Below are 13,767 nucleotides of genomic sequence, written 5' to 3'. Positions count from 1 at the left end.
GCCAGAGCATCAACAAGGACACATAAGAACAAAATGGCTGTTAAAAAAGCATTGGTGTTGAGTTGCCTGCTGGGTGCCAGTTTTCTGGCCCAGGCGGCCCCTGCCTCTTTTGTGGTGCAAGATATCCAGGTTGACGGCTTGCAGCGAGTAACGCTGGGTGCCGCCCTGTTGAACCTGCCGATCCGGGTCGGTGATACCGTCGATTCCGTGACGCTGGCCAACGCCATCAAGAAGCTTTACTCCTCCGGCAACTTCGAAGATGTGAAGGTTTACCGTGACGGCCAGGTGCTGCAAGTGGCGGTCAAGGAGCGGCCGACCATCTCCAGCATCGAATTTTCAGGCAACAAGGATATCAAGGAAGAGCAACTGACCCAGAGCCTGGAGTCGTCCGGCATCCGGGTGGGTGACCCGCTGGATCGTACCGTACTGAGCTCCCTCGAGAAGGGTCTGGAAGATTTCTACTACGGCGTGGGCAAATACTCCGCCAAGGTCAAAGCCATCGTCACTCCGCTGCCGCGCAACCGGGTCGACCTCAAGTTCACCTTCGTGGAAGGGGAAGCGGCCAAGATCCAGCAGATCAACATAGTCGGCAACAGCGTGTTCCCGGAAGAGAAGCTGCTGGCCCAGCTCTCCCTCAAAGACGACGTGCCCTGGTGGAACTTCACCGGTGACCAGCGTTACCAGAAGCAGAAACTGGCCGGAGACATAGAAACCCTGCGCTCCTACTACATGGATCGCGGCTACATCCGTTTTGCCCAGGAGTCGACTCAGGTCTCCATGACTCCGGACAAGAAGGGCGTCTACGTGACCCTGAACGTCAAGGAAGGGGATCAGTACAAGGTCTCCGGGGTTCAGCTCAAGGGCGACATGATCGACCGTGGCGGCGAGATGAAGGGCCTGATCCCCATCGAAGCGGGCAGCATCTACTCCGCCAGCCAGGTCACCCATACCGAAGAGGTGCTTTCCAAGTTCCTCGGCCGTTACGGCTACGCCTACCCGAAAGTGGTCACCTTCCCCCAGGTCAATGACAAAACCAAGGAAGTGGAGCTGATTGTCAACATAGAGCCGGGTCCCCGTGTCTATGTGCGCAACATCAACTTCAGCGGCAACGTCACTACCAAGGACGAAGTGTTGCGTCGCGAGATGCGTCAGATGGAAGGCACCTGGCTCTCCTCCGACAGCGTCGAGCAGTCCAAGACTCGTCTCAACCGCCTCGGCTTCTTCGAAACCGCAGAGGTGGACACCAAGCGAGTGCCGGGCAGCGACGACCAGGTTGACCTGGACTTCAAGGTCAAGGAACAGCCAGCTGGCTCCATCAACGCCGGTGTGGGCTATGGTACCGAATCGGGCCTGAGCCTGCAGGCAGGTCTGCAGCAGGACAACTTCATGGGGACTGGCAAGAAGATCGGTATCTCCGCCAGCACCAACAAGTACTCCAAGAGCGTCGACCTCAGCTACAACGATCCCTATTTCACTGTGGATGGGGTCAGCATGGGTGGTCGTCTCTACTACAACCAGTTCAGTGCGGCCGACGCCAACATAGTCGACTATGAAAACACCACCATCGGCTTCCGCCTCTCCAGTGGTTTCCCGGTCAACGAGAACAACCGGCTTGATTTCAGCCTCGGGGTCGAGAACAACAAACTGTCCCAGCCCAACCCCTATCTGCAGGTGGATGAGTTCTGGAAGGTGTACAGCGAGAACAAGGATGGTGACAACCGCATGGTGTTCAATACCGTCGACGTCACCGCTGGCTGGACCCGCTCTACCCTCAACAAGGGCCAGTTCCCGACCGCAGGTGATCGTCAGCGCATCAACGCCAAGGTGACCGTGCCGGGCATGGATCTGCAGTACTTCAAGCTGAACGCCGAAGACGCGCACTACTTCCCGTTCGATGCGGATCACAAGTGGGTGCTGATGGCCAAGGCCCGAGCCTCCTACGGCAACGGTTACGGCAGCAACGGTAACTACGATCACGTGTTGCCGTTCTTCGAGAACTACTTCGCCGGTGGTTTCGACACCCTGCGTGGCTTCAAGAGCAATACCGTGGGTCCGAAGGCGCTCTACTACTACAACCTGAGCGGTAACGATGTCATTCAGGGCACCGACAGCTCGGTGGGTGGCAACGCTCTGGCGGTGGCTTCCCTTGAGATGATAGTGCCGACGCCGTTTGCGTCCGAGACCTATCAGCCCCAACTGCGCACCAGCTTCTTCATCGATGCTGGTTCTGTCTGGGATACCACCTTCGACTATGACCAGTACAAGAACCGTTGCTTCAGTGGTTGCAACTATCTGACTGACTATTCGGATCCGACCAACTACCGGGCTTCGGCCGGTTTGTCGCTGCAATGGCTCTCCCCCATGGGACCGCTGGTGTTCGCGATTGCCCGTCCGCTCAAGGAGTACGAGGGGGACAGTACCGAGTTCTTCTCATTCAACATCGGCCGTACCTTCTAAGGACGGAGGAACCCCCACCCTGGTGGTGGGGGGATTCAATGATGGGACGCGCAGCTTGCGTGCCTCACCAGGTAACAAGTCGGTCCGGGTACCACTTGCATAATCAGGTAAATCAGGTAGCCCTCACATGAGGGAACAAGGAGTAAGTGTGAATAAAGCGTTGAAAGTAGCTGGTTTGAGTTTTGCATTGATGGTCGCTGGCATGGGCTCCGCCTTGGCCGAAACCAAGATCGCCGTGGTCGACATGAGCGAAGTATTCCAAAAGCTGCCCCAGCGTGAAGCCGTCTCCAAGAAGCTGAAAGGCGAATTCGAGCCGCGTATGCGTGAGTTGCAGAAGCTGGAAGCTGACGGTCAGAAGCTGGTCGAGAAGTTCAAGAAGGATGAAGCCTTCATGAGCGCCGAGCAGAAGAAGCAAAACCAGGAGAAACTGGCCAAGCTGCAGATGGAGTTCAACCAGAAGCGTCAGGCGTTCGAACAGGACAACGGTCGCCGTCAGTCCGAAGAGCGCAACAAGATCCTGACCAAGGTTCAGGCTGCCATCGATTCCATCGCCAAGAGCAATGGTTACGATCTGGTGCTGGAGCGCAATGCCGCCCCGTATGCCGCCAGCAAGCTGGACATCTCTGCCCAGGTTATTTCTCAGGTAAGCAAGAGCAACTAATTGATGGCATTCACTCTCGCACAGCTGGCCCAGCAACTGGGGGCCCAGGTCCATGGCGACGGAACCCTGGAAATCCGCAAGGTAGCGACACTGGAAAAGGCCGGGGAGGGCGATATTACCTTCCTGTCCAATAAAAAGTACCGGCATTATCTGGAACAGAGCAAGGCCACCGCCGTGCTCATTACAGAAGCGGATTTGCCATTTTGTCCCACCAATGCTCTGGTGCTCAAAGACCCCTATGTGGGCTTTGCCCGGGTAGCCCAACTGCTGGACACCACGCCGCAACCCGCCACGGATATTCATCCGAGCGCCGTTATCGCGGCTGACGTGCAACTGGGCGAGAGAGTGGCCATCGGAGCCAATGCGGTGATCGAATCCGGCGCGGTGCTGGGGGATGACGTGCGCATAGGTCCAGGCTGTTTTGTTGGCAAGAATACCCGACTGGGAGCTCGCTCCCGGTTGTGGGCCAATGTGACCCTCTATCACAACATCACCATGGGTACCGACTGTCTGGTTCAATCCGGTACAGTGATCGGGGCCGATGGGTTTGGTTATGCCAACGAGCGTGGCGAGTGGATCAAGATCCCCCAGCTCGGCGGTGTGACGATCGGCAACCGGGTCGAGATCGGTGCCTGCACTACCATAGACCGCGGCGCGCTGGAAGATACCCGCATCGCGGATAATGTCATCATCGACAACCAGTGCCAGATCGCCCACAACGTGGAGATCGGCTACGGCACTGCCGTGGCGGGCTCTACCGTGATGGCTGGTAGTCTCAAGGTCGGCAAATACTGTATCATTGGCGGTGCCTCCGTCTTTAACGGGCACATGGAGATCTGCGACCAGGCCACCGTTACCGGCATGGCCATGGTGATGCGACCCATTACCGAGCCCGGTGTCTACTCTTCCGGCATCCCCCTGCAAACCAATAAAGAGTGGCGCAAGACCGCCGCCCGGGTGATGCGTATCGAAGAGATGCACAAGCGGTTGAGCAAGCTTGAGAAGAAGCTGGATCAAGAATAATCACGATTGGTATAGGGTACTGTTTTGACTACTGAAAAGAAGAGCCTGGGTATCCAGGAAATCATGGATCTGCTGCCCCACCGTTATCCTTTCCTGATGGTGGACAAGGTGGAAAGCTACGAGATCAGCGACGAGTGCAAGACCCTGCGCGCCATCAAGAACGTCTCGTTCAACGAGCCGATCTTCCAGGGCCACTTTCCGGCCAAGCCGGTGTTCCCTGGCGTGCTGATCCTGGAAGCCATGGCGCAGGCCACCGGTATTCTGGCGTTCACCATGGTGGGCAAGCCGTCCCCCAACGAACTCTATTACTTTGCCTCAATCGATAACGCTCGTTTCAAGCGTCCAGTTGGCCCCGGCGATCAGCTGGTGCTCGACGTGGTGTTCCTGAAAGAGCGCCGTGGTATTGCCAAGTTCACCGGTGTCGCCACCGTCGATGGTGAAGTGGTCTGTACCGCCGAACTGATGTGCGCAAAACGCGAGGTTTAATACACGTGATCGACCAGACTGCCACCATTCACGATACTGCCATCGTCCATGAGTCTGCCGTGATCGGTAAAGGGGCTGAAATCGGCCCCTTTTCTGTCATCGGTGCCGAGGTTGAAATCGGCGAAAACACCTGGATAGGCTCCCATGTGGTGATCAAGGGCCCGACCAAGATCGGTCGTGGCAACAAGATCTTCCAGCACACCTCCATCGGTGAGGATTGCCAGGACAAGAAGTACGCCGGCGAGCGCACCTTCCTCGAAATCGGCGACAACAACGTCTTTCGCGAGAACTGCACCGTGCACCGCGGCACCATCCAGGATCAATCCCTGACCAAAGTTGGCAGCGGCAACCTGTTCATGGTCAACGTGCACGTGGCCCATGACTGCATCATCGGTGACAACTGCATCTTCGCCAACAACGCGACCCTGGCGGGCCACGTGGTGATCGGCGATTTCGTGATCTTTGGCGGTCTCTCCGCGATCCACCAGTTTGGTCGGGTCGGCTCCCACGCTTTCGTCGGTGGCTGCGCCGCCCTGAACAAGGACGTCCCGCCTTACGTGATGGCGGCCGGCAACTACGCCAAGCCGTTCGGGGTCAACTCCGAAGGCCTGCGTCGTCGCGGCTACACGCCCGAGGCCATCTCTGCCGTCAAGCGTGCCTACAAGGAGATCTTCCGCTCCGGCAAGACCATCGAAGAGGTATTGCCCGTGCTGATGGAGATGGCGGCCAGCGAACCGGCCGTTCAACTCTACGTGGATTTCCTCAAGGACAACGAGCGCGGGATCATCCGTGCCTGATCCCGTTCGCATCGGTATCGTCGCCGGAGAGACCTCCGGCGACATCCTGGCCACCGGGCTGGTGCGTGAACTGCAGCGCCGCTATCCGGATGCGCAGTTTGAAGGGATCGCCGGGCCGCGGATGCAGGCCCTGGGCGTCAAGGCCCTGTTCGAGATGGAAGAGCTTTCCGTCATGGGGATCACCGAGGTGCTTGGCCGTCTGCCCCGCATCCTCAAGGTCCGCCGCGAACTGCTGCGCCATTTTATCGCCAATCCGCCCGACATCTTCGTCGGGGTGGATGCACCGGATTTCAATATCGGGGTGGAGCTGAAACTGCGCCGCGCCGGTATCAAGACGGTTCACTACGTCAGCCCCTCGGTCTGGGCCTGGCGTCAGAACCGCATTCACAAGATCAAGGCTGCCACCGACATGGTGCTCGCTTTCCTGCCATTCGAGAAAGCCTTCTACGACCGTTTTGACGCTCCTTGCCGCTTTGTCGGCCACACCATGGCGGACGATATTCCGCTGGTGCCGGATCAGGCCGCGGTGCGCCAGACGCTGGGCATTGACCCGGGCCGGCGCTGGCTGGCGGTGCTGCCGGGCAGTCGCAGCGCCGAGGTGGGCTTCATGTCACCGGTATTTCTCGAGGCCTGCAAGCGGCTGACCGTGCGTTATCCGGATCTCGGTTTCATCGTGCCGCTGGTCAACGACAAACGGCGCGAGCAGTTCATGGCCATCAAGGCCGAGCTGGCACCGGATCTCGACATGGTGCTGCTGGAGGGGCAGGGGCGCGAAGCGATGATCGCCGCCGATGCCGTACTGCTCGCCTCCGGTACCGCCGCGCTGGAAGCCATGCTGGTGAAAAAGCCCATGGTGGTGGGTTACAAGCTCAAGCCCTTCAGCTACTGGCTGGCCCAGCGGCTGGTGAAGACCGCCTATGTGTCCCTGCCCAACCTGCTGGCCGACCAGATGCTGGTGCCCGAGCTTATCCAGCACGAGTGCACCCCGGACAATCTGGTGGAAGAGGTCAGCAAGCTGCTGGAACACGACAACCGCGAGCTCATCGCCACCTTCACCCGGCTGCACCAGCGCATTCGCTGCAACGCCGATGTGCAGGCCGCCGATGCGGTGGCCGACCTGCTCGGCAGATAATATTTCCGGGCGGCCGATTACGCTGCGCTAATCGACCCCATGTCAGGCCCTGCGGGGCCTGTTTTGATTCAAGGCTGCAAGATGATGATCGATATTCCCGAAGACAGGCTGGTTGCCGGTGTGGACGAAGTGGGGCGTGGACCCCTGGTGGGTGACGTGGTCACGGCCGCCGTGATCCTGGATCCCGCCAACCCCATTGTCGGGCTGGCAGACTCCAAGAAGCTCTCCGAGAAGAAACGGCTGGCGCTGTTTGACGAGATCAAGGCCAAGGCGTTGGCCTGGGCCATCGGCCGCGCCACTCCTGAGGAGATAGACGAGCTCAATATTCTGCACGCCACCATGCTGGCGATGCAGCGCGCCGTGGCGGGACTGACGGTGACGCCTGATCTGGTCTTTATCGACGGCAACCGCTGCCCGGCCTTAGCCATGGAGGCGCGCGCCGTGGTCAAGGGTGACAGCCTGGTGGCCGCCATCAGTGCCGCCTCTATTCTGGCCAAGGTGACCCGCGACGCCGAGATGACCGAACTGGACAGCCGTCATCCCGAGTACGGTTTCGCCCGTCACAAGGGCTATCCGACCCCTGAGCACCTTGCCATTCTGGCCGAGCGTGGCCCCTTGCCCGAGTATCGGCAGAGCTTCAAACCGGTGCGCCGTGCACTGGGGATCGAGTAAACCATGCAGAGCTGCCGGCATCACGACATGCACGCCACTCTGTGCAACGAGAGGGTATGACGATGGCTGAACCCCGTTTTATCCACCTGCGGGTCCACTCCGACTTCTCCATGGTCGATGGCCTGCAGAAGATTGCGCCCATCGTCGGGGCGGCAGCGGCCAACAACATGCCGGCGCTGGCGCTGACCGACCAGATGAACATGTGCGGCCTGGTGCGTTTCTATGGCGCCGCCCACGGCAAGGGCATCAAGCCCATCGTCGGCGCCGACTTCTGGGTGCAGAGCGAGGAGCTCGGCGACGAGCAGTTCCGCCTCACCTTGCTGGCCATGGACAACGACGGCTACCAGAACATCACGCTGCTCATCTCCCGTGGCTATCAGCGCGGTCACGTGCAGGGGCGTCCGGTCATCGACAAGAGCTGGCTCGCCGAGCATGCCAAGGGCGTGATCGTGCTCTCGGGGGCGCGTGAGGGGGATGTCGGCAAGTTCCTGCTCAAGGGCAACCGGCAGATGACGGAGTCGTGCCTCGCCTTTTACCAGACCCACTTCCCCGACGCCTACTATCTGGAGCTGCTGCGCACCGGTCGACCCGACGAAGAGGTCTACCTGCACATGGCGGTGGCCATCGCCACCGAGTTCGAGCTACCGGTGGTGGCGACCAACGAGGTGGTGTTTCTCAACGCCGAAGACTTCGACGCCCACGAAATCCGGGTCGCCATCCACGATGGTTACACCCTGATGGACAAGCGCCGTCCCCGTCGCTACAGCCCGCAGCAGTACCTGCGCAGCCAGGAGGAGATGGCCGAGCTGTTCGCCGACATCCCGGAGGCGCTGGAGAACACGGTGGAGATCGCCAAGCGCTGCAACGTGACTGTGCGTCTGGGCGAATATTTCCTGCCGAACTTCCCGACCGGCGACATGACCACCGAAGACTTCCTGGTAATGAAGTCCAAGGAAGGACTGGAGGACCGTCTCGCCTTCCTGTTCCCTGATCCCGAGGTTCGCGCCGCCAAGCGCGGCGAATATGACGAGCGCCTCGACATCGAGCTCAAGGTGATCAACCAGATGGGCTTCCCGGGTTACTTCCTCATCGTGATGGAGTTTATCCAGTGGTCCAAGGACAACGGCATTCCCGTCGGGCCGGGCCGGGGCTCGGGCGCGGGCTCCCTGGTGGCCTATGCGCTCAAGATCACCGATCTCGATCCGCTGGAATTTGACCTGCTGTTCGAACGTTTCCTCAACCCGGAACGGGTCTCCATGCCCGACTTCGACGTCGACTTCTGCATGGACAGACGGGACGAGGTGATCGAGCACGTCTCCGACATGTATGGCCGGGATGCGGTCTCCCAGATCATTACCTTCGGCAGCATGGCGGCCAAGGCGGTGGTGCGGGACGTCGGCCGGGTACTCGGCCACGCCTATGGTTTCGTCGATCGCATCTCCAAGCTGATACCGCCGGATCCGGGCATGACGCTGGCCAAGGCATTCGAGGCCGAGCCCAAGCTGCCCGAGCTCTACGAGCAGGACGAGGAGGTCAAGGACCTCATCGACATGGCGCGCCGGCTGGAAGGGGTGGTGCGCAACGCCGGCAAGCACGCCGGTGGCGTGGTAATCGCGCCCACCAAGATCACCGATTTTGCGCCGCTCTATTGCGACGACTCCGGCAATCACCCGGTCACCCAGTTCGACAAGAACGACGTGGAATACGCCGGGCTGGTGAAGTTCGACTTTCTGGGTCTGCGAACGCTGACCATCATCGACTGGGCGCTCGGCATGATCAACCCGCGCCTGGCCAAGGAGGGCAAGCCGCCGGTCGACATCGCCGCCATCCCGATCCACGACAAGAAGTCGTTCGATCTGCTGCAGCGCTTCGAGACTACGGCGGTATTCCAGCTCGAATCCCGCGGCATGAAGGATCTCATCAAGCGGCTGCAGCCTGACTGTTTCGAAGACATGATCGCCCTGGTGGCGCTGTTCCGACCGGGCCCGCTTCAGTCGGGCATGGTGGACAACTTCATCGAGCGCAAGCACGGCAAGGAGGCCATCTCCTACCCGGACGAGAAGTGGCAGCACGAGAGTCTCAAACCGATCCTGGAGCCTACCTACGGCATCATCCTCTATCAGGAGCAGGTGATGCAGATAGCCCAGGTGTTGGCGGGCTATACGCTGGGTGGGGCGGACATGCTGCGTCGGGCCATGGGCAAGAAGAACCCGGCAGAAATGGCAAAGCAGCGCTCCGGTTTCGAGGAAGGCGCGGTCAAGAACGGCGTTGACGGCGAACTGGCGGTGAAGATCTTCGATCTGGTGGAGAAGTTTGCGGGCTACGGCTTCAACAAATCCCACTCTGCCGCCTATGCGCTGGTCTCCTACCAGACGCTCTGGCTCAAGACCCACTTCCCGGCCGAGTTCATGGCGGCGGTCATGACTGCCGACATGGACAACACCGACAAGATAGTGACCCTGGTGGACGAGTGCCAGCGGATGGGGCTCACCGTCATACCGCCGGATGTGAATACCGGTCGTTACCGCTTCTCGGTCAACGAAGACGGCCACATCGTCTATGGCATAGGGGCCGTGAAGGGGGTGGGGGAAGGTCCCATCGACGCCATTCTCAGCGCCCGGGATCAGGACGGGCCCTTCCGCGATCTGTTCGATTTCTGCAATCGGGTCGACATCAAGAAGATCAACAAGCGGGTGATGGAAAAGCTTATTCTCTCCGGCGCCATGGACCGGCTCGGCCCGCACCGCGCCGCCCTGATGGCGACACTGGAAGAGGCGATGCGCGCCGCCGAGCAGCACGCCAAGGCGCAGGCGGTGGGACAGGTCGACATGTTCGGGGTCTTGACCCAGGAGATTGACGACGTCAAGAAGGCGTTCGCCAACGTGCCGCACTGGCCTGACAAGGTGTGGCTGGAAGGGGAGCGCGAGACGCTCGGCCTTTACCTGACCGGTCACCCCATCAACCAGTACAGCGGCGAATTGCGTCGCTACACGTCCGGTCGCCTGTGCGATCTGCATCCCACCTCCCGCGATACCGTGACCACGGCGGCGGGGCTGGTGATCGCGGCCCGCAGCATGGTGACCAAGCGCGGCAACAAGATGGGGATCTTCACCCTGGACGACAGATCCGGCCGTCTGGATGTGACCCTGTTCAGTGAGGCGCTGGAAAAATATGAAGAATTGATGCAAAAAGACCGTATTTTGGTGGTTTCTGGACAGGTCAGCTTTGATGACTTCTCCGGTGGCCTTAAAATGTCGGCCCGTGAATTACTGGATATCAATGATGCGAGGGAGCGTTTTGCCAGGGCAATCCGCATCTCCCTCGATGAACAGCGGATTGATGATCGCTTTTTCCCGCGTTTGTGCGAGATTTTGGAACCCGCCCGTGCCGGAGTCTGTCCGGTTCAGGTAAACTATCGTCGTCCCGGCTCCCGGGTGCGATTGACGCTCGGTACCGAGTGGCGGGTGACGCCCACCGATCAACTGATAGATGACTTGCGAGTCCTGCTTGGACGAGAGCGGGTTGAATTGGTTTTTGATTAGAGGATCTATAGGCCCTATGAGTCTTTTTCTGGATTTTGAACAGCCAATTGCCGAGTTGCAGGCGCAGATTGATGAACTCCGTCATGTGAGTGAGCACAACAGTGCTGTCGATCTCAATGAAGACATTCGCCGGCTGGAGAAGAAAAACGAAGAGCTGACCAAGAAGATCTTCGGCGATCTGGGGGCCTGGCAGGTATCCCAGATGGCGCGTCATCCTCAGCGTCCTTACACCCTCGATTATATCGAGCACATCTTCACCGACTTCGACGAGCTGGCTGGCGATCGCGCCTATGCGGATGACAAGGCCATCGTCGGCGGCATCGCCCGTCTCGACGGCGAACCCGTGATGGTGATTGGTCAGCAGAAGGGTCGCGAGACCAAGGAGAAGATCAAGCGCAACTTCGGCATGCCGCGTCCGGAAGGATACCGCAAGGCCCTGCGCCTGATGGAGATGGCCGAGCGCTTCAAGATGCCGATCATCACCTTCATCGACACCCCGGGCGCTTACCCCGGCGTCGGTGCCGAGGAGCGTGGCCAGTCCGAGGCGATTGCCCGCAACCTGAAAGTGATGGCCGGTCTGACCGTGCCGGTGGTCTGCACCGTGATCGGTGAAGGTGGCTCGGGCGGCGCCCTGGCTATCGGCGTGGGGGATCGCGTCAACATGCTGCAATACTCCACCTACTCCGTCATCTCGCCGGAAGGGTGCGCCTCCATCCTGTGGAAGAGCGCCGACAAGGCACCGGTCGCCGCCGATGCCATGGGCATCACGGCCCAGCGCCTGAAGGAGCTGAAACTCATCGACAGCATAGTGGAAGAGCCCCTCGGCGGTGCCCACCGCAATGTGGAGCTGATGGCCAAGCGCCTGAAGGATCGCATCCAGCAGGATCTGAACGCCTTGCGTCCGCTCGAGACCGATCAGCTGCTGGAGCAGCGCTACCAGCGCCTGATGGGCTACGGCTACTGCTAAACGCTGGCTTCATCCCGACATGATGCCAGAAGGCCCCCGCACTGCGGGGGCCTTCTTTTTTTGGCCCGGGATGAGCACTCTTCATATGGATACCAGTTGGCACGATGTTTGCCGAAAACCCCCGTGTCGGATCAACTGAGCGGCGGTTAGTAGCCAAAAAAAGTGGGATCCCGCTCCCGTTTTGCTTAAAGTGGCCGCTTCCGATCGGCCCGATTGGAATACCCGCAAGGATGCTCTTCAGACGTAAACAGGATTGACCCTCAGGCATGTTCACTGTGTCGGTGGCACGGTTTTTTTTCAGTGCCCGGCCCGGTTCCGCCTGCCTCTGGTCTTGCGTCACTCTCATCGTGCATCGTCTTCATCTGCAGCGAGTGAATCATGAGCGAATCGGTTTTTGAGATCCATGACTGGACCCTGAGCGTTGACGACAACATGCTGTGTCGTCCCGATCGCGAGGTCTACCTCGAGCCCAGGCTGGTCAATCTGTTGCGGTTTCTGGCGAGCAATGCCGGCACCGTGTTTGCTCGCGACTCCCTGATCAACGAGGTATGGGATGGGGCAGAGGTCACCGATCAGGTGGTCACCCAGTCCATCTTCGAGCTGCGCAAGATCCTCAAAGATGGTCGTTTTGATGCGGCTGACTACATCATCACAGTGCCCAAGCGTGGCTACAAGCTGGTGGCGCCGGTGCGACCTTTGCAACCGTTGCAGGTGGTCTCTATGGTGATGGCGGATGCCCAGTCAGCCCCGGCGCTCGACTCGACCCTCTCCGATCCGAGCCCGCCTGCCGATGACGAGGATGACGACACGATCAGTGGTGTGGCCCCCTTCCCGGCCGGTCCCCTGACCCGCGCCATCTCGACCCGGTCTCAGGACGGCCGCAGCCGCTGGAAGATGATCAGTTTCGACATCTTCGTGGCCGTCATCCTGGTTGCCATCGTCAGCCTTCTCAGCTACCAGCACACCAGTCCCCAGGTGCACTCCATGCTGGATCCGAACCTGCTGGTGTTTCGCTTTCATTCCGGCATGGAGGGTGACAACGAGAACGTGCGCCTGGCCGATGGCATCACCCGCGCCCTGATGGGGGAGGTAGCGGCTGCCACGCCGCTGCGGGTGCAGTACGGCGCCAATACCCTGATAGGCGGCATACTGCCCGGCAAGGAGCTGAGCGTGCGGGTCTCCCGTCAGCCCGGCGGCACTTATCTGGATCTGGAATACCGCAACATCAATACCAACCGGGTGCTGTTCAGCCACCAGTACCAGCTCAGTCGTCACAACGTCCATGCCATACTGCAGGCGAGCAGTCAGGATCTGCTGCGCGCTCTCGATCAGCCGGATGCCTTGCCCGGCATGGGCTGGCCCACCGACGATGCCTCTCTGATGGCCATGATGGAGGCGCACTACTACACCAACAGCCAGGATACGGTGGCGCTAAAGCGCGGCATCGACCTGCTCGACAAGTCCCTCGCCACCCAGCCGGATCAGCCGCTGTTGCTGGCCGAGCGTTATCTGGCGGGGGAAGCGCTGGCAACCCTGGCTGGTCAGTCGGAGAGTGAGTGGCTGCAGGGGATAGGCACCCATCTGGCCAGTCTGGTGCAGGACGGCGGCCTGCTGCCGGCGCGGGTGTGGGAGGCGCTGACCCTGCAGGCCATACTGGGCGGCCAGCAGCAGCAGGCGAATCGCCTGCTGGCGCAGGCCGCCAGCCGGGGCCGCTCCGTGCTCTATCACATACTGCTCGGCAAGCTGGCGGAACTGGATGGCCGCCCAGAGGCGGCGGGGGATGCCTACAGTCAGGCCTTCCTGATGGAGGCGACCGAGCAGACCTATCTGCTCTGCCAGCGACTCGGTTTTTACAGCAACATGGAAACCCTGACTCCCGCCCTGTTCAATGCGCTGGGCCAGAGCAAGGTGAAGCTCTTCTAGCACCGCAGCTTTTGTTTTGGCTCTGTCCCAATTACGTGTTGAAAGGCTAATCTTGAAGTAGGCCATCTCCTTGAGGTCTACCATCATGGATACCCCTGCCTTTCAAC

10 protein-coding genes are annotated in these 13,767 nt (G+C 60.1%); all 10 read left to right on the top strand.

What is annotated here, in order from left to right; all coding sequences use genetic code 11:
• Positions 1-33: 33 nt before the first annotated feature.
• Positions 34-2,457, top strand: a complete 2,424-nt coding sequence (gene bamA / locus ACW5XD_RS22670) for an outer membrane protein assembly factor BamA (RefSeq protein WP_456496847.1) — start codon at positions 34-36, stop codon at positions 2,455-2,457.
• A 148-nt stretch (positions 2,458-2,605) separates the two neighbouring features.
• Positions 2,606-3,118 carry an OmpH family outer membrane protein gene (locus tag ACW5XD_RS22665; protein WP_456496846.1) on the top strand — a complete coding sequence of 171 codons (513 nt, stop codon included), beginning with the start codon at positions 2,606-2,608 and terminating at the stop codon, positions 3,116-3,118.
• A gap of 3 nt (positions 3,119-3,121) precedes the next feature.
• Positions 3,122-4,141, top strand: a complete 1,020-nt coding sequence (lpxD, locus tag ACW5XD_RS22660) for a UDP-3-O-(3-hydroxymyristoyl)glucosamine N-acyltransferase (protein WP_456496845.1) — start codon at positions 3,122-3,124, stop codon at positions 4,139-4,141.
• Positions 4,142-4,165: 24 nt separating this feature from the next.
• Entirely contained in the window at positions 4,166-4,627 is a 462-nt protein-coding gene (gene fabZ, locus ACW5XD_RS22655; protein ID WP_456496844.1) for a 3-hydroxyacyl-ACP dehydratase FabZ, read from the top strand.
• A gap of 5 nt (positions 4,628-4,632) precedes the next feature.
• Complete coding sequence (lpxA, locus tag ACW5XD_RS22650; protein WP_456496843.1) at positions 4,633-5,424, top strand: acyl-ACP--UDP-N-acetylglucosamine O-acyltransferase; 792 nt, start codon at positions 4,633-4,635, stop codon at positions 5,422-5,424.
• Positions 5,417-6,556, top strand: coding sequence for a lipid-A-disaccharide synthase (gene lpxB / locus ACW5XD_RS22645; protein WP_456496842.1), 1,140 nt, complete (start codon positions 5,417-5,419; stop codon positions 6,554-6,556). The genes lpxA and lpxB overlap by 8 nt, the downstream gene beginning before the upstream one ends.
• A gap of 81 nt (positions 6,557-6,637) precedes the next feature.
• Entirely contained in the window at positions 6,638-7,228 is a 591-nt protein-coding gene (rnhB, locus tag ACW5XD_RS22640; protein ID WP_456496841.1) for a ribonuclease HII, read from the top strand.
• A 62-nt stretch (positions 7,229-7,290) separates the two neighbouring features.
• Positions 7,291-10,770: a DNA polymerase III subunit alpha gene (gene dnaE, locus ACW5XD_RS22635; RefSeq protein WP_456496853.1), complete on the top strand. Its 3,480-nt coding sequence runs from the start codon at positions 7,291-7,293 to the stop codon at positions 10,768-10,770.
• Between the two features lie 16 nt (positions 10,771-10,786).
• Positions 10,787-11,737, top strand: coding sequence for an acetyl-CoA carboxylase carboxyl transferase subunit alpha (gene accA / locus ACW5XD_RS22630; RefSeq protein ID WP_042867203.1), 951 nt, complete (start codon positions 10,787-10,789; stop codon positions 11,735-11,737).
• A 378-nt stretch (positions 11,738-12,115) separates the two neighbouring features.
• The gene (cadC, locus tag ACW5XD_RS22625) at positions 12,116-13,660 is read left to right on the top strand and encodes a lysine decarboxylation/transport transcriptional activator CadC (protein ID WP_456496840.1); all 1,545 of its coding nucleotides are present in this window, start codon (positions 12,116-12,118) and stop codon (positions 13,658-13,660) included.
• Positions 13,661-13,767 lie beyond the last annotated feature (107 nt).

It is taken from the genome of Aeromonas enterica (assembly GCF_054052465.1).
The sequence above is the reverse complement of the archived record's forward strand: the minus strand, read 5'-3'. Positions and strand labels throughout refer to the sequence as shown.